Consider the following 17177-nt stretch of genomic DNA (forward strand, 5'->3'; position numbering starts at 1 on the left):
TGCGGATACCTCAGGAAGCTTGGTTCTCGGTCTGCTCGCTCATCACGGCGGCAAAGGCCTTGTCGAGGATGGAAAGTGCCTTGTCGATCTGCTCATCGCTGATGATCAGCGGGCACAGGCACTTGACCACTTCGCTGTGGGCGCCGCTGGTCTCGATCACCAGGCCGTTTTCGAAGGCATGGCGGCACACTGCGGCGGCAATCTCGCCATCGGGGCAGCTGATGCCGATCATCATCCCGCGGCCCTTGAGGAACAGCGAATCCGGGCCGTGGCGACGGATGATGCGCTGCATGCCGTCGGCGATGCGCTTGCCCTTGGCCTTCACGCTGTTGGCGAACGCGTCGTTCTGCCAGAAGTGCTCGACCGCCGCGGCCGCCGTGACGAATGCATGGTTGTTGCCGCGGAAGGTGCCGTTGTGTTCGCCGGGCTTCCACTGGTCCAGCTCCTGGCGCAGCAACACCATGGCGAACGGCAGGCCGTAGCCGGACAGCGACTTGGACAGCGTGACGATATCCGGCTGGATGCCCATCTCTTCGAAGCTGAAGAAAGTCCCGGTGCGGCCGCAGCCGGCCTGGATGTCGTCGACGATCAGCAGCATCTCGTGCTTGCGGCAGAGCTTCTCGAGCTTGCGCATCCATTCGGCCGACGCGGTGTTCAGGCCGCCTTCGCCCTGCACCACCTCGACGATCACCGCCGCCGGCTTGTCGATACCGCTGGATGGGTCGGACAAGAGCTTGTCCATCATGCCGATGGTGTTGGTCTTGTCGCCAAAGTAATTGGCGTACGGCATGCGGCTGACATCGGTGAGGCTGATGCCCGAACCACCACGGTGATGCTGGTTGCCGGTGGCGGCCAGCGCGCCAATGCTGCAGCCGTGGAAGCCATTGGTGAAGCTGATGATGTTGTTGCGTCCGGTGACCTTGCGCGCCAGCTTCATCGCCGCCTCGACCGCGTTGGTGCCGGTCGGGCCGGTGAACTGCATGCGGTAGTCGCCCATGCCGCGCGGCTCGAGGATCAGCCGGTTGAAGGTTTCGAGGAAACGCTCCTTGGCTTCGGTGTACATGTCCAGGCCGTGGGTGATGCCGTCGCTCTCGATGTACTCGAGCAGCGCCTGCTTGAGCACCGGGTGGTTGTGCCCGTAGTTGAGCGTGCCGGCACCAGCGAGGAAGTCGATGTAGCGCTTGCCGTCCTGGGTGACCAGTTCGGCGCCCTGGGCCTGCTTGAAGACCACGGGGAAGGAACGGCAGTAGCTGCGAACCCTGGATTCATTCAGTTCAAAAGTTTTCATGCGTGCTCCTTGAGCTCTTCTTCTAGATGGGAAACGGTGAACGGGCCGGCGCGGTAGAGCACCTCGTCCTCGTGCTGACCGGCGAAATGCGTGTCGCGGGCGAACAGCGTGCGCGTCGTGCAGTTGGCATCGAGGCGGTCGAAGGCCCGCTTGAACAGCGCCTGTGACGCCCCGTTGTCCGGCGAGATGGTGGTTTCCATGTAACGCACGCCGTACTCGCGAGCGACCCGGGCGGTCAGTGCCAGCAGCATGCGCAGGGCCAGCCCCTGACCGCGCATCGAGCTGTCGACGGCGACCTGCCAGACGAACAGCGTGTCCGGCCGCGAAGGGGGGCGGTAACCCGAGATGAAACCGACCAGCTCGCCTTGAGCGTTCTCTGCGGCGATGGCGGTATCAGCGAAATCGGAACACTGCAGCAGGTTGCAGTAGACCGAATTGGTATCGAGGGGCTGGCAGCGCGCCACCAGCTGATGAAGGTTGTAACCGTCGCCGTCGGTTGGACGACGGAGCATTACGGTGGGGAAACTCAAAACAATGCCTTTGGGGTTGTTGATTGAATTCCTTTTTAGGGTAGGCATATCCGCACAAGTTTCTCAACCCATGTAACGGAATATGGGAAGTGTGCGTCGCTGTATATGCCGCTGAAACCCGCATGATAACTGCGCTGGCGCGCAGAATGTTTCTGTGTATTGCGATGGTCAGCTTGCCGGGCAACTTAGCTGTCACCGAAATGCAATTTGAATTCAGGCTGGAAGTTCGAGCGCAAAGCGCGTCAGAAGTTCTCTGGCTGGCGGTCTGTCTGGCTGAAAGCCGCGCCGGGCGAGGGCTGTGGCGGTACTTGGCGCGGCGGATTGGTAGCTTGCGCGGGGCGTCTGGGAAAAACGAAGGGGCTGGGCGGATAAGGCCGCGCTGGGCGATTCGATATTCGTAAGACTTCTGTGATCGAGTCCGGAATATATGGCGCTAGTGTGACGCCCATATATTCCGCAGTTTTCCCGGCTCCCGCTCTTAATTGTTTGAGTCACGCTTCGTAGTCGCCGCAAAGTTCTCGCTGCCCTCTGGCGCGCATTATTCGGGCGCTCCGGGCTAATTCGCGAGAGAGTAATTGCGGGCATCTCATCCGGTAACTTTCTGGTCACGAAAAAGGCTCATTGCCACCAGCTGTGGCCTTGCCGTTCGATGAACTGGTGTGCCTGTTCCGGACCGTCCTCGCCGGCCGGGTAGGGTCGCGGTTTGCGGTAGTAGCTGCTCCAGCCGCGCAGGATCGGATCGACCCAGTTCCAGGCGGCTTCCACCTCGTCGCGGCGCATGAACAGCGTCGAATCGCCTTCGATGACATCCAGCAGCAGGCGCTCGTAGGCCTCCCAGCGGCGGGTGCTGCTGAAGGCATGGGCCAGGTTGAGGTCCAGTTCCACCGGCTCGAGCTGCATGCCCTTGCCGGGTGCCTTGGCCATCAGTTGCAGGCTGATGCTTTCCTCCGGCTGCAGGCTGATGACCAGCCGGTTGACCTCGCCCTTGGCAAACAGCAGGTGCGGCACCTGCTTGAAGGTGATGATGATCTCCGAGCGCTTGCGCGCCATGCGCTTGCCGGTGCGCAGGTAGAAGGGCACGCCGGCCCAGCGCCAGTTGTCGATCTCGGCCTTCACCGCGACGAAGGTTTCGGTGTCGCTGTCGTTGTCGATGTTGGGCTCGAAGTAGTAGGCCGGCACGTCGTGACCGCCGATGCGCCCGGCGCCGTATTGGCCGCGTACGGTCTTGTCCAGCACGTCGTTGCCGGTGATCGGCTTGAGCGCTTCGAGCACCTTCACCTTCTCGCCGCGGATGTGCTTGGCATCGAAACGCACCGGCGCCTCCATCGCCACCAGGCAGAGCAGCTGCAGCAGGTGGTTCTGCAGCATGTCGCGCATGGCGCCGGCATTGTCGTAGTAGCCGCCGCGGTTCTCCACGCCAAGGGTTTCGGCCACGGTGATCTGCACGTGATCGATATGCCCGGCGCGCCAGATCGGTTCGAACAGGGCGTTGGCGAAGCGCAGCGCCATGAGGTTCTGCACCGTTTCCTTGCCCAGGTAGTGGTCGATCCGGTAGATGCGCGCTTCGGGGAACACCGCGCCGATGGCTTCGTTGATCTCCAGCGCCGAATCCAGCGAATGGCCGATGGGCTTCTCCAGCACGATGCGCGCATCGTCACCGGCAAGCCCTGCGCTTTCCAGGTTGGCGGCGATGGGTTCGAACAGATCGGGCGCAGTGGCCAGGTAGTAGACCCGCACGCGGCCGTTGGCTTGGCCGAGGTGCTGGGCCAGACGCAGGTAGTCGCTGCGCTGGGAGGCGTCCATGGCGAAGTAGTCGACGCGCTGGGCGAAGGCCTGCCAGGTGTCCGGGCTGAAGTCGCCGCGGGCGACCTGCGCGCGACAGTGGCGCTCGGCCAGGGCCAGGTAGCCGTCGCGGTCGAGCTTCTTGCGCGCCAGGGCGAGAATCCGCACGTCGGCATGCAGGCGGCCGTCGCGGTGCAGGTGATACAGCGCCGGAAGCAGTTTGTGCAGCGTCAGGTCACCGGTCCCGCCGAACACGAGCATGTCACAGGAAATCGACATCGAATCTCTCCCAGGGGCAAAAAATGGGCGTCATGGCGAGGCTTGTAGTATAACTACCGCCCCACTACAACCCGCTGATGGCCGAGCGGTGCCTGTCGCGCCCGAACGAGCCCTCAGTCGTGAGCATAGCGAGCCCGCCACGTGAATCTGCTGCAACACATCGCCCAGTCGAGAAGCCTGCTACGGAAGTCGGAGTTGAAGGTGGCCGACCATGTCCTGCTCGATCCGGCCTCGGTGATGCACAGTTCCATGGCCGACCTGGCGCACACCGTCGGCGTCAGCGAGCCGACCATCGTGCGCTTCTGCCGCGCCATCGGCTGCCTCGGCTTCCAGGACCTCAAGCTCAAGCTGGCGCAGAGCCTGGCCGCCGGCGCCAGCTTCGGCCAGTTCGCCATCAGCGAGAACGACTCGGTGGCTGACTTCGCGCTGAAGATCTTCGACACCACGCTGCACACCCTGATGGAGGTGCGTGAGCGCCTCGACCCGGATGCCCTGCAGCGCGCCATCACCGCCATGGCCAAGGCCGAGCGGGTCGAGTTCTACGGCTTCGGCGCGTCCGGTGCGGTGGCCACCGATGCGCAGCACAAGTTCTTCCGTCTGCTGCTGTCGGCCGCGGCCTATTCCGATCCGCACATGCAGGCGATGTCGGCGGTCACGCTCAAGCCCACAGACGTGGCGATCTGCATTTCCCAGTCCGGTCGCTCCAAGGACCTGCTGATCACCGCCAACGTGGTGCGTGAGTCGGGCGCTACCCTGATCACCCTGTGCCCGAGCCAGACGCCGCTGGCCGAGCTGGCCACTATCAACCTGGCCATCGACGTGCAGGAAGACACCGAGATCTATACCCCGTTGACCTCGCGCATCGCCCACCTGGTGGTGATCGACGTGCTGGCGATGGGGGTGGCCATGGCGCGCGGGCCGAGCCTGGTCAACCACCTCAAGAGCGTCAAGCGCAGCCTGCGCAGCCTGCGACTGTCGCCGAAGACGGTGAAGACGCACGAGGAGTGAGCCGCGGCGGCTTCATGGACGCGTCATCGCGCTGACTTCAGGCTGTCATCCGCAGCGCCGATGCTGGTCTCCCGTTACCTGATCTGGGAGACCGCCCATGCTCCGGCACAACGACGTCACCGCGCCACTCGACAGCAAGGCTCGCCGCAAGCAGCAGGATGAGCGCCGCATGCGCTTCCGCCGCGCCATCGAAAGCTACACCGAGCAGCGCCAGCTGCACGCCGAACTGGACGACTATGCCGATACGCTGGTGTTCAACTCGCTGATCGAGTCGTCGGCGGGCCGGCGAAGCGCTCCGCCAGCGCACTGATCTGCGCGCGTTCTTCACGGAGGAAGGCGAAGAATGCCTGGGCCACCGGGCTCAGGCGCTTGCCGCGCGGATGCACCACACACCAGCTGCGATACAGCGGCAATTCCGCTACCGGCAATTCCCGCAGCAGGCCGGCGGCCAGCTCCAGATGCACCGCGTGACGTGGCAGCAGTGCCAGCCCGAGGCCGGCCACCACGCATTCGCGCAGCGCATCCAGCGAGGCGACCTGAATGGTCTGGGTGAAATGCGCGCGTTTCTGCCGCAGGTAGTCCTCGGCGGCCTTGCGCGTGCCGGAGCCCGGTTCGCGTACCAGCAGCGGATAACTCGTCAGGTCCTGCAGCGACAGCGTCGCCGCGTGGCACAGCGGGTGCTCGGCGGGCGCCACGGCGATGATCGGATTGTTGAGGAAGGGCATGAACTCCAGGTCCATGTCGGTGGGTACCTGGGACATGATCAGCAGGTCGTCACGGCTGACCGACAGGCGTTTCACCGCCTGGGCATGATTGACCACCACCAGCTGCAGGCTGACTTCCGGATGCAGGCGCTTGAAGGCGGCGAACAGATGCGGCGTGACGTACTTGGCGCTGGACTCCACGGCGAGGTTGAGCTGGCCCTGCAGCGAGCCCTGCAAGTCGGAGAGCTGCATGTCGAGGCTGTCCAGCCGACCGAAGATGTCGGTGCTGGCGCGCTGCAGCGCCTCGGCCGCGTCGGTGAGGTAGAGCTTCTTGCCGACATATTCGAATAGCGGCTGGCCGACCAGTTCTTCCAACTGGCGGATCTGCAGACTCACCGCCGGTTGGGTCAGCGCCATCTCCTCCGCTGCGCGGCTGTAGGAAAGCGTCTCGCAGACCGCGCGGAACACCTGAAGCTGGCGCAATGTCATGCGCATCAATGATTTTCGCATCGTTTTACCAGTACTTCGCCTGCATTTCGCGGAACAGTCAAACCTGCGGCGTTTCTGTCTGACTGGTCAAGAAACAGTCATTCCTGACGCATATATAAGTAAATACTTATCCCAAAGAAAACAATTATTCATTTTCAGTAATCCCCCTCACGGGCGTAGGGTGAAACGGCTCGCCAGCAATGCGAGTGATCCTGACCCGCTCGCGGGTCGCCTGCTCAACGATCCGAGGGAAGACAGCGTGATCAAGAAGCTGCTGATCGCCAACCGCGGGGAAATCGCGGTGCGAATCGTCCGCGCCTGTGCCGAAATGGGCGTCCGCTCGGTGGCGGTGTTCTCCGAAGCCGACCGCCATGCGCTGCACGTCAAGCGCGCCGACGAGGCCTATTTCATCGGCGAGGACCCGCTGGCCGGCTACCTGAACCCGCGTAAGCTGGTGAACCTGGCGGTAGAGACCGGCTGCGATGCCCTGCATCCCGGCTACGGATTCCTCTCCGAGAACGCCGAACTGGCGGAAATCTGCGCCGAGCGCGGGATCAAGTTCGTCGGGCCTTCGGCAGACGTGATTCGCCGCATGGGCGACAAGACCGAAGCCCGTCGCAGCATGATCAAGGCCGGCGTGCCGGTCACGCCGGGCACCGAAGGCAACGTCAAGGACCTCGCCGAGGCGCTGCGCGAAGCCGAGCGCATCGGTTATCCGGTGATGCTCAAGGCCACCTCCGGTGGTGGTGGCCGCGGCATTCGTCGCTGCAACTCGCAGGCAGAGCTCGAGTCGGCTTACCCGCGGGTGATCTCCGAAGCGACCAAGGCCTTCGGCAGTGCCGAGGTGTTCCTGGAAAAGTGCATCGTCGAGCCCAAGCACATCGAGGCGCAGGTGCTGGCTGACAGTTTCGGCAACACCGTGCACCTGTTCGAGCGTGACTGCTCGATCCAGCGGCGCAACCAGAAGCTCATCGAGATCGCCCCCAGCCCGCAGCTCACCCCCGAGCAGCGCGCCTATATCGGCGACCTGGCGGTGCGTGCCGCCAAGGCGGTGGGTTACGAGAACGCCGGTACCGTGGAGTTCCTGCTCGCCGATGGCGAGGTGTACTTCATGGAGATGAACACCCGGGTGCAGGTGGAGCACACCATCACCGAGGAAGTCACCGGCATCGACATCGTGCGCGAGCAGATCCGCATCGCTTCGGGCCAGCCGCTGTCGGTCAAGCAGGAAGACATCCAGCATCGCGGCTTCTCCCTGCAGTTCCGCATCAACGCCGAGGACCCGCGCAACAACTTCCTGCCCTGCTTCGGCAAGATCACCCGCTACTACGCTCCCGGCGGGCCGGGCGTGCGCACCGACACGGCGATCTACACCGGTTACACCATTCCACCGTATTACGACTCCATGTGCCTGAAGCTGGTGGTCTGGGCGTTGACCTGGGAAGAGGCGCTGGCCCGCGGCTCGCGCGCGCTGGATGACATGCGCGTGCAGGGTGTGAAGACCACTGCCACCTACTACCAGCAGATTCTCGCCAATCCGGATTTCCGCAGCGGCCAGTTCAATACCAGCTTCGTCGACAACCATCCGGAACTGCTGAACTACTCGATCAAACGCAAGCCGGGCGAACTGGCCCTGGCCATCGCCGCTGCCATCGCCGCCCACGCAGGCCTGTGAGGAACGCACCATGACTGCCCAGAAGAAAATCACCGTCACCGACACCATCCTGCGTGACGCCCACCAGTCGCTGCTGGCCACCCGCATGCGCACCGAAGACATGCTGCCGATCTGCGACAAGCTCGACCGCGTCGGCTACTGGTCGCTGGAAGTCTGGGGTGGCGCCACCTTTGACGCCTGCGTGCGCTTCCTCAAGGAGGACCCATGGGAGCGCCTGCGCCAGCTCAAGGCAGCGCTGCCCAATACCCGCCTGCAGATGCTGCTGCGCGGGCAGAACCTGCTGGGCTACCGTCACTACAGCGATGACGTGGTGGAGGCGTTCTGTGCCCGTGCGGCGGAGAACGGCATCGATGTGTTCCGCATCTTCGATGCAATGAATGACGTACGGAACCTGGAAACCGCGATCCGTGCGGTGAAGAAGAGCGGCAAGCACGCCCAGGGCACCATCGCCTACACCACCAGCCCGGTGCACACCGTCGAGCTGTTCGTTGAACAGGCGCGGGCCATGCGCGACATGGGCGTCGACTCCATCGCCATCAAGGACATGGCTGGCCTGCTCACCCCGTTCGCCACTGGCGATCTGGTCCGCGCGCTGAAGGCCGAGATCGACCTTCCGGTGTTCATCCATTCCCACGACACCGCTGGCGTGGCCAGCATGTGCCAGCTCAAGGCCATTGAGAATGGTGCCGACCACATCGACACCGCCATTTCTTCCATGGCCTGGGGCACCAGCCATCCGGGCACCGAGTCCATGGTCGCCGCGCTCAAGGGCACGCCGTACGACACCGGCCTCGACCTCGAGCTGCTGCAGGAGATCGGCCTGTACTTCTACGCCGTGCGCAAGAAGTATCACCAGTTCGAAAGCGAGTTCACCGGCGTCGACACCCGCGTGCAGGTCAACCAGGTGCCCGGCGGGATGATTTCCAACCTCGCCAACCAGCTCAAGGAGCAGGGTGCGCTGCACCGCATGGACGAAGTGCTGGCGGAGATTCCCAAGGTGCGCAAGGACCTCGGCTACCCGCCGCTGGTCACGCCGACCTCGCAGATCGTCGGCACCCAGGCGTTCTTCAACGTGCTCGCCGGTGAGCGCTACAAGACCATCACCACCGAGGTGAAGTACTACCTGCAGGGCCGTTACGGCAAGGCGCCGGCACCGGTCTGCGAGCACCTGCGCTTCCAGGCCATCGGCAGCGAGGAGGTCATCGAGTGCCGCCCGGCCGACCTGCTGGCGCCGGAACTGGACAAGCTGCGCAAGGACATCGGCGAGCTGGCCAAGAGCGAGGAAGACGTGCTGACCTTCGCCATGTTCCCGGACATCGGCCGCAAGTTCCTCGAGGAGCGCGAGGCCGGCACGCTGCAACCCGAGGTGCTGCTGCCGATCCCCGACGGCAAGGCCGCGGCCGCCAGCGTCGAGGGCACGCCGACCGAGTTCGTCATCGATGTGCACGGCGAGACCTACCGCGTCGACATCACCGGCGTCGGCGTCAAGGGCGAGGGCAAGCGGCACTTCTATCTCTCCATCGACGGCATGCCCGAGGAAGTGGTGTTCGAGCCGCTGAACGCGTTTGTCGGCGGTGGCGGCAGCCAGCGCAAGCAGGCCAGCGCGCCGGGCGACGTCAGCACCACCATGCCGGGCAACGTGGTCGACGTGCTGGTCGCCGTCGGCGATGCGGTGAAGGCCGGGCAGACGGTGCTGGTCAGCGAGGCGATGAAGATGGAGACCGAGATCCAGGCACCGATCGCCGGCACCGTGAAGGCCGTTCACGTCGCTAAAGGTGACCGGGTGAACCCGGGAGAAGTCTTGATAGAGATCGAGGGCTGAGTGAAGGGTGGCGTGGCGAGCCGATCGCGCCACGCCAGCGTCGTTTCGATCCGCCTGCCCGCGCGCTGTAGCGGGCGGCGGAACGTAGCGCGCTGGCAATGTGTCCCCTTTGGGAGCCCCAGCGGCTCCTTTTTTTCGAGCCTGTGGATGCCAGGGAGCGGTTCAATTTCCGAGCTGTGGAGAATCTAGATGGGTATCGACCCGGTAGTGCTGTTCTTCGTCTTCGGCCTGTTCGCCGGGCTGGTGAAGAGCGAGTTGAAGTTGCCACCAGCGCTCTACGAGACGCTGTCGATCGTGCTGCTGCTGGCGATCGGTCTGCATGGCGGGGTGGAGCTGGCCGAGCAGGCCAGTGCCGCGTTGCTCGGCCAGTCGCTGCTGGTGCTGGCGCTGGGCGTGCTGCTGCCGATCCTGGCGTTCGTCCTGCTGCGCGGCCTGCGCTTCGACCGGGTCAACGCCGCGGCGGTGGCGGCGCACTACGGTTCGGTGAGTGCCGGTACCTTCGCCGTGGTGGTGGCGTACCTGGCGGCGCGCGAAGTGTTCTTCGAAAGCTACATGCCGCTGTTCGTGGCGATCCTCGAGATCCCGGCGATCCTGGTGGGCATCCTGCTGGCCAAGGGTGTGTCGAAGGACACCGACTGGAAGGAGCTGGGCCGCGAGATCTTCCTCGGCAAGAGCATCATGCTGCTGCTCGGCGGCCTGCTGATCGGCGCCATTGCCGGCAAGGAGGCGATCAAGCCCCTCGAACCGCTGTACACCAGCATGTTCAAACCGGTACTGGCGTTCTTCCTGCTGGAGATGGGCCTGATCGCCTCCGGCCAGCTCGGCTCGCTCAAGCGTTACGGCGTCAAGCTTGCCGCCTTCGCCCTCGTAATGCCGCTGATCGGTGCGCTGATCGGCGCGCTGCTGGCGCGCTTCATGGGGCTTTCGCTGGGCGGCACGGCAATGCTCGCCACGCTGGCGGCGAGTGCGTCCTACATCGCGGTGCCGGCGGCGATGCGTCTGGCGGTGCCGGAGGCCAATCCGTCGCTGTCGCTGACCGCATCGCTGGGCATCACCTTTCCGTTCAACATCCTGATCGGCATTCCGCTCTACCTGGCCCTGGCCGAGCGGCTGATCGCCTGGGGGTTCTGACATGAACGCGCACAACCGAACACTGCTGACCGTGATCTGCGAGGCGGCTCTGGAACACAAGCTGGAAGCCGACCTGAAAACCCTGGGTGCCCCGGGCTGGACCATGTCCGACGCCCGCGGCAGCGGCAGCCGCGGGGTACGCAGCGCCGGCTGGGACACCGATGGCAACATCCGCCTGGAAGTGATCTGCAACCGCGAGCTGGCCGAGCGGATCGCCGAGCACCTGCAGGCGCGCTACTACGCGAACTTCGCCATGGTCTGCTACCTGGCCGAGGTGGAAGTGCTGCGCCCGGAGAAGTTCTGAGCCGCGCTGTGATGCCATGGCCCGCGCGGGCGTCCATCCACCACCAGGACCGATGGAGCTGACGATGCACGCGCTGTTGCAGGAGATTCTCGACGAGGTGCGCCCGCTGCTCGGGCAGGGCCGTGTGGCCAGCTACATCCCGGCCTTGGCCGACGTGGCGCCGGATCAGCTGGGCATCGCCGTGTGCAGCGCCGACGGCGAGCTGTTCCACGCCGGCGACGCGCAGACGCCGTTCTCGATCCAGAGCATTTCCAAGGTGTTCAGCCTGGTGCAGGCCATCGGCCATCGCGGCGAATCGCTGTGGGAGCGCCTCGGCCACGAACCCTCCGGGCAACCGTTCAATTCGCTGGTGCAGCTGGAATTCGAACGCGGCCGGCCGCGCAATCCGTTCATCAACGCCGGCGCGCTGGTGATCTGCGACGTCAACCAGTCGCGCTTCGCCACGCCCGAACTGTCGATGCGCGACTTCGTCCGGCACCTGTCCGGCAACCCGCTGGTCATCTCCGACACCCGGGTGGCCGAGTCCGAGTACCAGCACCGCGCACGCAATGCCGCCATGGCCTACCTGATGCAGTCGTTCGGCAACTTCCACAACGACGTCGAGGCGGTACTGCGCAGCTACTTCCACCACTGCGCGCTGCGTATGAGCTGCGTCGATCTGGCCCGTGCGTTCGGCTTCCTCGCCCGCGACGGCGTCTGCCCGCAGGGCGGCGAGGCCGTGCTCACGCCGCGCCAGGCCAAGCAGGTCAACGCCATCATGGCCACCAGCGGCCTCTACGACGAGGCCGGCAACTTCGCCTACCGGGTCGGGCTGCCCGGCAAGAGCGGTGTCGGCGGCGGCATCGTCGCGGTGGTGCCGGGGCGCTTCACCGTCTGCGTCTGGTCGCCCGAACTGAACGCCGCCGGCAACTCGCTGATCGGCATGGCCGCGCTGGAGGCGCTGTCGCAGCGCATTGGCTGGTCCGTATTCTGACGCGCCGTGATGGCGCCTACCCTTGCAACTGGAGAGAAGTGAACATGAGCGACGACAAGACGGGCGAAACCGCCCAGGAGGCCCTCGACCACATCGTCTCAGGCGTCAAGCGCTTCCGCGAAGAGGTGTATCCGCAGCAGCGCGAACTGTTCGAGAAGCTCGCCTACGAGCAGAAACCCCGGGCGATGTTCATCACCTGTGCCGACTCGCGGATCATCCCGGAGCTGATCACCCAGAGTTCGCCCGGCGACCTGTTCGTCACCCGCAACGTCGGCAACGTGGTCCCGCCGTACGGGCAGATGAACGGCGGCGTGTCGACCGCCATCGAATTCGCCGTGATGGCCCTCGGCGTACAGCACATCATCGTCTGCGGCCATTCCGACTGCGGTGCCATGAAGGCGGTGCTCAATCCGGCGCAGCTGGAGCGGATGCCGACGGTCAAGGGCTGGCTGCGACATGCCGAGGTGGCCAAGATCGTCGTGGAGCAGAACTGCGGCTGTGCCGACCACAACACCCTGGGCATCCTCACCGAGGAGAACGTGGTCGCGCAGCTCGACCACCTGCGCACCCATCCTTCGGTGGCGGCGCGGTTGGCCAGCGGTCAGCTGTTCATCCATGGCTGGATCTACAACATCGGCACCAGCGAGATCCGCGCCTACGACGCCGAGAAAGGCGAGTTCCGCATGATCGGCGACGGCCCACTGCCAATGGCCACGCCACGCGCCCGCTATCAGGCGAGCTGAGGGCTCAGCGGCTGCCGGCCAGCGTCTTGCCGCGGTTCTGGATCAGGTAGCAGAGGTCCGGTGTCTTGCTGCAGCCGGCGTAACCTTCGTCGATCACCTCGTCGAGGGCTTTCTGCAGACGGTTCACCACGGCATCGGGGGTATCCGGACTCAGCGCCAGGTACAGCGGTTCGCTGCGAAAGCTCAGCGCCACCTGCAGCTGGCCTTCCTCGACGCCCTGCTGCCGGGCGAAGTAGCGCCACACCGGATCGGCCACGGCCCACAGGTCGATGCGCCCGGTCAGCAACTTGCGCAGGTTTTCGGCGTCGTTGAGGCTGTTGCTGGTGCGGATGCCCTGACTCTCCAGAAACAGGCTGACGGTGCCGTTGGCATGTCCACCGATCTGGTAGCCCTGGGCCTGGGCCAGGCTGTCGAACTTCAGGCCCTTGCCGGCCGGCGCCAGCAGTACGCTGTCATGGTGTGCCAGCGGCCCGACCCATTTGAACTGACCGGCGTTCTGCGGCGTGCGCGCCACCGAGAACAGACCGTGGGCGGGCTGCTGCTGGGTCTGTTCGTAGAGCCGGCTCCAGGGGCCACGCAGGGTCAGGTTGTAGGAGACGCCGGCGCGCCGGAAGATGTCGCGCACTGTATCGGCAGCGATTCCCTGCACGTCGTCGCCCCGGGCGAAGCCCTTGCTGTTGGGCCCCATGTTGAAAGGCGGGAAGCTGTCGGTCTGCAGGGTGATCGGGTAGTTGGCGGGCAGTTCGGCCCGGACGCTGAACGCAGCACTGACGAGCAGGGCGAACAGCGCCCGGGCAGTTCGGGATCTGGCCATGGCATCGGCTCCTTGACGCTTTTTTTGTAGTTGTTGGCGCATCAGAGAGTAGCGGTGCCGGGCGGGTCTCGCCAGTCGCCGGTGCGGCTGCCGATCGGAGCCGCAGGCGTTTCACCGGGGGCTGGCGTCAGCCCGCCATTTCGCCGCACAGGTCACGGCAGAACCAGTGTTCCACCTGGGCCTGGTCGAGGCCGGCGGCGAGCAGGGCGAACAGCTTGCCCAGAGCCGCTTCGCGGGTCATGCCGCCGCCGGAGATCAGCCCGGCATCACGCAGCGCGCTGCCGGCAGCATAGACCCCGAAATCCACATGGCCGCCCGGGCACTGGCTGATCGCCGCCAGCACCACGCCCTGGCGGTGTGCCTGGCGCAGCGCCGCGACGAACTCGGCGTCGTCCGCCGGCCCGGTGCCGCTGCCGTAGCACTCCAGCAGCAGCGCCTGGGCTCCGCTGGCTACCAGCGCCTGGACCTGTGTCGCGCCGACGCCGGGATACAGCGGCAGCACCATGACCTGTGCCGGGCGCCGGGGCAGCAAGGCCGGCGGCCGCTCGGCGGTGGCGTTCGCCAGGCGCTGGCGCGGCGCTTCGGCGAAGGCATCAAAGGCGTCGCTGCGCAGCTTGCTGACCCGCGCGCCGTGCAGCAGCGCACCGTTGAAATACAGCTGCACACCGCTCACCCGGCCGGCCTGCAGGGCGCGCATGGCGCCGAACAGATTGGGCCAGGCATCACTGCCCTCGCTGCCGGCCGGCAGCATGGCGCCGGTGAGCAGTACCGGTACGGGCAGATCGAGCAGCAGGAACGACAGCGCGGCGGCACTGTAGGCCAGGGTGTCGGTGCCATGCAGCAGCAGGACGGCATCGCAGCCCCCCGCCGTCACCGCGCTGCGGATGCGCTCGGCCATCTGCTGCCAGTGGCGTGGATGCATGTTGGCGCTGTCCAGCAGCGGCTGCAGCTCGTGGAAGGTCCAGTCCGGCAGCGGCCCGGCCTCGTGCGCCTGCTGTTCGCGCATGCGGGCTTCGAAGCCGGAGGCCGGCATCAGCCCGGCGGCGCTTTGCTGCATGCCGATGGTGCCGCCGGTGTAGAGGACCAGCAGGCGTTGGATAGATGGGTTCACGCGCGCTCCTCGCTGATCGGCGCAGGTCGTCGGGAAATCGGGCGGGTGGGCTGGCCACCCGCCGTCGCATGTTAACGGAGCGGCGGGTGACCGGCCTGTCGCGTCGCGGTCAGCGCCGCGCGGAGGCGTCCGTCGTGGCAGAGGCATTGGCCTGCCACACGGCCGGATCGAGGTCCAGATCGGCGTAGTTCTTCGGATCGAGCACGGGCTGCTCGATGCCGGCGCGGATCTGGCTGTCGTAGTCGCGCATCAGGCGCAGGCCGACCTTGAACAGCAGGGCCACGGCGATCAGGTTGGCGATGGCCAGCAGGCCCATGGTGACGTCGGCGAAGGCGAACACGGTGCCCAGGTCCTGCACCGACCCCCAGAGCACGAGGATGATCACCAGCACGCGGTAGATCACTACCGGGGTGCGCTTCTCGGTGAAGAAGCCCAGCGCGTTTTCGCCCAGGTAGTAGTTGTAGATCAGCGTGGTGAACACGAACAGCAGCAGTGCGACGCTGACAAACACCCGGCCCCACTCGCCAACGACGGCAGCGACGGCGGTCTGGGTCAGCACCACGCCGGCCTGGTCCATGCCCGGCTCGTAGACGCCGGAGAGCAGGATGATCAGCGCGGTGCAGCTGCACAGGATGATGGTGTCGATGAACACCGACAGCGACTGCACGATACCCTGCGCCACCGGGTGCTTGACCTCGGCCACCGCAGCGACGTTCGGCGCACTGCCCAGGCCCGCCTCGTTGGAGAACAGGCCGCGCTTGACGCCCATCAGAATGGCCGCGCCGATGCCGCCGGCGAAGGCCTGCTCGAGGCCGAAGGCGCTACGGAAGATCAGGCCGAAGGTTTCCGGAATCGCGCTGAAGTTACTGCCGATGACGAACAGCGCCATGCCCAGGTAGGAAAACGCCATGACCGGCACCAGCACGTCGGCCCACTTGGCGATGCGACGGATGCCGCCGAAGATGATGCCGCCGATCACCAGGGTCAGGGCGATGCCGCTGGCCACGGTGGGTACGCCGAAGGTGTCGTGCAGCGAGCTGGCGACGGTGAACGACTGCACGGCGTTGAAGCCGAAGCCGAAGGTCATCAGCAGCAGGATCGACACCAGGATGCCCAGCCAGCGCTGGCCGAGGCCGTGCTGGATGTAGAACGCCGGGCCGCCGCGGTAGGTGCCGTCGGGTTCGCGGCGCTTGTACAGCTGGGCCAGCGAGCATTCGAAATAGCTGGTGGCCATGCCCACCAGCGCCACCACCCGCATCCAGAAGATCGCGCCCGGGCCGCCGAGCATGATCGCCACGGACACGCCGGCGATGTTGCCGGCGCCGACCCGGCCGGCCACCGAGAGCATCAGCGCCTGGAAGGAGGAGAGCTGCCCCGGCTGCCGCTCGAAGGCGTGGCCGAAGATCGTGAACATGTTGCCGAAATAGCGGAACTGGACGAAGCCGGAGCGGATGGTGAAGAGCAGACCCAGGCCGATCAGCATGACGATCAGCAGTTTGCTCCAGATAAGGTCGTTGAGAAGGTCGAGCATGGCGATGTTCACCTTGTTGTCGTTGTTAGGGCGTCCGGCGCGCGCCGCTGCGCCGTGCAAGCGGGGGATGTTTCAACAGCAGGGCGAGCGGAGCAATTTCGCGGCTGGCCGCGATGTGGCGCGACTTGATGCTACAATGGCGACACTCGCGCCAGATCAGGGCCATCTCCTGTGACCTCCCACCTTGCTGAAAATCTCAAGCTGCTGTGCAGCCACTACCGGTCCATCGCCGAGGTGTGCCGCAAGCTCGCCATCAATCGCGCCCAGTTCAACAAGTACCTGGGCGGGCAGAGCCGGCCGACGCCGTTCAACCTCAAGCGCATCGGCGATTTCTTCGGCGTCGAAGGCTACGAGCTGGAGATGCCGCCGGAACAGTTCGCCCGGCTGGTCGGCGCCCGCCATCCGGAAGCCCAGGCAATGCCGCGCAGCGACCCGCTGCTGAGCCTGCTACAGCCGTTGCGCGAGCACGCCTCCAGCCTGTCGCGCTACTGCGGCTACTACTTCGAATACGCCAACTGCATGTCGGTACCGGGCAGCGTGCTGATCTCCCTGGTGCATCTGCGCGAGGAAGACGGCCTGTACCTGTTCGAGCGCCAGGAGCGCCAGGAACGCGCCAGCCCGACGCTCGGCCAGGCCGAGGACTGGGTTCGCTGTCGCTACCTGGGTGCTGCGTTCGGCCTGCAGGACCGCCTGTTCCTGATCGATTACGAGTCGCTGACGCTCAACGAGATGAGCCAGACCATCCTCATTCCCAGCTTCAAGAGCCGCATCACCCGCCTTAATGGGCTGAAGACCGGCGTCTCCTCCGGTGACCGCCGTACCCCGGCCAGCACGCCGGTGGTGTGGGAATATCTGGGCAGCGAGATCAACCGCGTCAGTGCCTACCGCCAGGTGATGCTCTACAGCCCGGACGACCCGCGTATCGACCCGGACATCCGCGAGCGTCTGGCGACGCCGCGTGTGGAGAACGGGCTGTTCGGCATCGAGTGAGTC

At 65.3% G+C, this 17177-nt stretch carries 16 protein-coding genes; 9 read left to right on the forward strand and 7 right to left on the reverse strand.

Going from position 1 to position 17177, the window contains the following annotated elements:
- Positions 1 to 10: 10 nt before the first annotated feature.
- The 3 genes from ectB to zwf form a co-directional block, all read right to left on the reverse strand.
- Entirely contained in the window at positions 11 to 1288 is a 1278-nt protein-coding gene (ectB, locus tag PSTAB_RS01210; protein WP_013981380.1) for a diaminobutyrate--2-oxoglutarate transaminase, read from the reverse strand.
- Entirely contained in the window at positions 1285 to 1800 is a 516-nt protein-coding gene (ectA, locus tag PSTAB_RS01215) for a diaminobutyrate acetyltransferase (RefSeq protein WP_013981381.1), read from the reverse strand. The genes ectB and ectA overlap by 4 nt, the downstream gene beginning before the upstream one ends.
- A gap of 636 nt (positions 1801 to 2436) precedes the next feature.
- Positions 2437 to 3879 carry a glucose-6-phosphate dehydrogenase gene (zwf, locus tag PSTAB_RS01220; RefSeq protein ID WP_013981382.1) on the reverse strand — a complete coding sequence of 481 codons (1443 nt, stop codon included), beginning with the start codon at positions 3877 to 3879 and terminating at the stop codon, positions 2437 to 2439.
- A gap of 141 nt (positions 3880 to 4020) precedes the next feature.
- On the opposite strand from zwf, the gene hexR reads away from it, so the two are divergent.
- Together hexR and PSTAB_RS01230 are read left to right on the forward strand one after the other, a co-directional pair.
- Positions 4021 to 4887 carry a transcriptional regulator HexR gene (gene hexR, locus PSTAB_RS01225; RefSeq protein ID WP_013981383.1) on the forward strand — a complete coding sequence of 289 codons (867 nt, stop codon included), beginning with the start codon at positions 4021 to 4023 and terminating at the stop codon, positions 4885 to 4887.
- Positions 4888 to 4984: 97 nt separating this feature from the next.
- Positions 4985 to 5197, forward strand: a complete 213-nt coding sequence (locus PSTAB_RS01230; protein ID WP_011911430.1) for a PA3496 family putative envelope integrity protein — start codon at positions 4985 to 4987, stop codon at positions 5195 to 5197.
- Here the strand turns inward: PSTAB_RS01230 and PSTAB_RS01235 are convergent.
- A complete protein-coding gene (locus PSTAB_RS01235; protein ID WP_013981384.1) occupies positions 5142 to 6101 on the reverse strand; it encodes a LysR family transcriptional regulator in 960 nt (319 codons plus the stop codon). The genes PSTAB_RS01230 and PSTAB_RS01235 overlap by 56 nt on opposite strands.
- 238 nt (positions 6102 to 6339) lie before the next feature.
- Here PSTAB_RS01235 and PSTAB_RS01240 point away from each other — a divergent pair, with 238 nt between their 5' ends.
- The 6 genes from PSTAB_RS01240 to PSTAB_RS01265 all read left to right on the forward strand — a co-directional run bounded on the left by PSTAB_RS01240 (position 6340) and on the right by PSTAB_RS01265 (position 12728).
- The gene (locus PSTAB_RS01240; protein WP_013981385.1) at positions 6340 to 7755 is read left to right on the forward strand and encodes an acetyl-CoA carboxylase biotin carboxylase subunit; all 1416 of its coding nucleotides are present in this window, start codon (positions 6340 to 6342) and stop codon (positions 7753 to 7755) included.
- 10 nt (positions 7756 to 7765) lie between these two features.
- Positions 7766 to 9577 (forward strand): sodium-extruding oxaloacetate decarboxylase subunit alpha, encoded by a 1812-nt coding sequence (gene oadA, locus PSTAB_RS01245; RefSeq protein WP_013981386.1) that lies wholly within the window; start codon positions 7766 to 7768, stop codon positions 9575 to 9577.
- Positions 9578 to 9766: 189 nt separating this feature from the next.
- Positions 9767 to 10708: a sodium-dependent bicarbonate transport family permease gene (locus PSTAB_RS01250; protein ID WP_013981387.1), complete on the forward strand. Its 942-nt coding sequence runs from the start codon at positions 9767 to 9769 to the stop codon at positions 10706 to 10708.
- A 1-nt stretch (position 10709) separates the two neighbouring features.
- A complete protein-coding gene (locus PSTAB_RS01255; RefSeq protein ID WP_013981388.1) occupies positions 10710 to 11012 on the forward strand; it encodes a P-II family nitrogen regulator in 303 nt (100 codons plus the stop codon).
- Positions 11013 to 11076: 64 nt separating this feature from the next.
- The gene (gene glsB / locus PSTAB_RS01260; RefSeq protein ID WP_013981389.1) at positions 11077 to 11985 is read left to right on the forward strand and encodes a glutaminase B; all 909 of its coding nucleotides are present in this window, start codon (positions 11077 to 11079) and stop codon (positions 11983 to 11985) included.
- Positions 11986 to 12029: 44 nt separating this feature from the next.
- Entirely contained in the window at positions 12030 to 12728 is a 699-nt protein-coding gene (locus PSTAB_RS01265) for a carbonic anhydrase (RefSeq protein WP_011911437.1), read from the forward strand.
- 4 nt (positions 12729 to 12732) lie between these two features.
- On the opposite strand, the gene PSTAB_RS01270 is transcribed toward PSTAB_RS01265, so the two are convergent.
- From PSTAB_RS01270 to PSTAB_RS01280, 3 genes are all read right to left on the reverse strand, one after another.
- A complete protein-coding gene (locus PSTAB_RS01270; RefSeq protein ID WP_013981391.1) occupies positions 12733 to 13542 on the reverse strand; it encodes a substrate-binding periplasmic protein in 810 nt (269 codons plus the stop codon).
- Positions 13543 to 13669: 127 nt separating this feature from the next.
- Positions 13670 to 14653, reverse strand: a complete 984-nt coding sequence (locus PSTAB_RS01275) for an asparaginase (RefSeq protein WP_013981392.1) — start codon at positions 14651 to 14653, stop codon at positions 13670 to 13672.
- A 109-nt stretch (positions 14654 to 14762) separates the two neighbouring features.
- Entirely contained in the window at positions 14763 to 16184 is a 1422-nt protein-coding gene (locus PSTAB_RS01280; RefSeq protein ID WP_041771909.1) for an alanine/glycine:cation symporter family protein, read from the reverse strand.
- Positions 16185 to 16355: 171 nt separating this feature from the next.
- Here PSTAB_RS01280 and PSTAB_RS01285 point away from each other — a divergent pair, with 171 nt between their 5' ends.
- Complete coding sequence (locus PSTAB_RS01285) at positions 16356 to 17174, forward strand: helix-turn-helix domain-containing protein (protein ID WP_013981394.1); 819 nt, start codon at positions 16356 to 16358, stop codon at positions 17172 to 17174.
- The last annotated feature ends 3 nt before the right edge of the window (positions 17175 to 17177 follow it).

This window comes from Stutzerimonas stutzeri (assembly GCF_000219605.1).
Classification (GTDB): Bacteria; Pseudomonadota; Gammaproteobacteria; order Pseudomonadales; family Pseudomonadaceae; genus Stutzerimonas; species Stutzerimonas stutzeri.

What these genes read in the sequence shown, in the direction of transcription:
- ectA (WP_013981381.1), bottom strand. Translation starts at nt 1,800, where the DNA reads ATGCTCCGTCGTCCAACCGACGGCGACGGTTACAACCTTCATCAGCTG.
- ectB (WP_013981380.1), bottom strand. Translation starts at nt 1,288, where the DNA reads ATGAAAACTTTTGAACTGAATGAATCCAGGGTTCGCAGCTACTGCCGT.
- glsB (WP_013981389.1), top strand. Translation starts at nt 11,077, where the DNA reads ATGCACGCGCTGTTGCAGGAGATTCTCGACGAGGTGCGCCCGCTGCTC.
- PSTAB_RS01280 (WP_041771909.1), bottom strand. Translation starts at nt 16,184, where the DNA reads ATGCTCGACCTTCTCAACGACCTTATCTGGAGCAAACTGCTGATCGTC.
- PSTAB_RS01270 (WP_013981391.1), bottom strand. Translation starts at nt 13,542, where the DNA reads ATGGCCAGATCCCGAACTGCCCGGGCGCTGTTCGCCCTGCTCGTCAGT.
- zwf (WP_013981382.1), bottom strand. Translation starts at nt 3,879, where the DNA reads ATGTCGATTTCCTGTGACATGCTCGTGTTCGGCGGGACCGGTGACCTG.
- PSTAB_RS01265 (WP_011911437.1), top strand. Translation starts at nt 12,030, where the DNA reads ATGAGCGACGACAAGACGGGCGAAACCGCCCAGGAGGCCCTCGACCAC.
- oadA (WP_013981386.1), top strand. Translation starts at nt 7,766, where the DNA reads ATGACTGCCCAGAAGAAAATCACCGTCACCGACACCATCCTGCGTGAC.
- PSTAB_RS01255 (WP_013981388.1), top strand. Translation starts at nt 10,710, where the DNA reads ATGAACGCGCACAACCGAACACTGCTGACCGTGATCTGCGAGGCGGCT.
- PSTAB_RS01250 (WP_013981387.1), top strand. Translation starts at nt 9,767, where the DNA reads ATGGGTATCGACCCGGTAGTGCTGTTCTTCGTCTTCGGCCTGTTCGCC.
- PSTAB_RS01230 (WP_011911430.1), top strand. Translation starts at nt 4,985, where the DNA reads ATGCTCCGGCACAACGACGTCACCGCGCCACTCGACAGCAAGGCTCGC.
- PSTAB_RS01235 (WP_013981384.1), bottom strand. Translation starts at nt 6,101, where the DNA reads ATGCGAAAATCATTGATGCGCATGACATTGCGCCAGCTTCAGGTGTTC.